Source organism: Bacillus sp. JJ1127 (assembly GCF_036965845.1).
Taxonomy (GTDB): domain Bacteria; phylum Bacillota; class Bacilli; order Bacillales; family Bacillaceae_G; genus Bacillus_A.
On record NZ_JBALQK010000004.1, the window covers coordinates 1,293 to 2,304 of the forward strand.

General features: G+C 32.9%; 2 protein-coding genes. Both read left to right on the forward strand.

Annotation, left to right across the window (positions count from 1 at the left end; genetic code table 11):
• Nucleotides 1-50 precede the first annotated feature (50 nt).
• Nucleotides 51-584 carry a signal peptidase I gene (gene lepB / locus V7183_RS00540; RefSeq protein WP_335358381.1) on the forward strand — a complete coding sequence of 178 codons (534 nt, stop codon included), beginning with the start codon at nucleotides 51-53 and terminating at the stop codon, nucleotides 582-584.
• 14 nt (nucleotides 585-598) lie between these two features.
• Entirely contained in the window at nucleotides 599-967 is a 369-nt protein-coding gene (locus tag V7183_RS00545; protein WP_335358382.1) for a hypothetical protein, read from the forward strand.
• The last annotated feature ends 45 nt before the right edge of the window (nucleotides 968-1,012 follow it).

The following is a 1,012-nucleotide window of genomic DNA, read 5'->3' on the forward strand; positions in this document are numbered from 1 at the left end:
AAAACTACCTATAATAAATCTAACTAAGGAAGGGAAATGGAGAGTAGAAAATGAAAAAGAAAAACCGTTTTCGTGAATTCTTTGAAATACTTGCAATTGCATGTTTGCTAGTTTTCCTAGCGAAAATCTTTGTGTTTTTCCCAACAACTGTACAGGGAGCATCGATGAGACCTGCTTTACAAGACAGAGATAAAGTGATTATCAATAAGTTAGCAAAGAGATTTGAAAGTTATAAAAGAGAAGATATCATTGTAGTAAAGACTGATAATTTTTATGTGAAGAGAATTATTGGGTTACCAGGTGATGTAATTGAGATGAAAAATGATCAGTTATATGTTAATCATCAAGTGCAAAGCGAACCCTACTTGGAAAAAAATAAAAAACAGGCTAAGCAGCTTCTTATTAATTTGACGGAAGACTTTGGTCCTATTACCATTCCGAAAAATAAAATTTTCGTTATGGGGGACAATCGTTTAATCAGTAGGGATAGTCGGAATGGTTTAGGGTTGATCGATAGAACAGAAGTACTCGGAACACTAACAGCGATTTATTATCCATTTGAGCATATGAAAATTGTAAATTAGAAAGAAGGTGGATTATGGAGGACATTTCATGGCGTATTGTAGTAGAAATGGGACGAGGTCTTGGAAGTATTATAAAAGTTGTTGGGGATTTTTTGTTAGATGAAGTAGTCGAGCAAGCAGTAGAAAGATTCAGTGAACGAGAAGAACGAAAAAAGAAAAGAATAAATCGGCATGTAGAAAAGTTAAAACAATATGCGTGGTTTAAGATTTTATATGAGGATAAACGCTGTCAGGAAGTTATGCTTTGCAACAAAGTGTATAGAGATTTATTAAGTAAGCGCAGATATATACATAAGTTAATTCATACAGAAGAAGAAAAAAAGAAATTCATACAGCGTGTGAAAATTGAGGCGAAGGTCGAAGAAATTATTTGGGATATGTGAAATATAGTGATATGTTCTATGTAGAATGCTATATAAATCCATTTT

What these genes read in the sequence shown, in the direction of transcription:
- lepB (WP_335358381.1), top strand. Translation starts at nt 51, where the DNA reads ATGAAAAAGAAAAACCGTTTTCGTGAATTCTTTGAAATACTTGCAATT.
- V7183_RS00545 (WP_335358382.1), top strand. Translation starts at nt 599, where the DNA reads ATGGAGGACATTTCATGGCGTATTGTAGTAGAAATGGGACGAGGTCTT.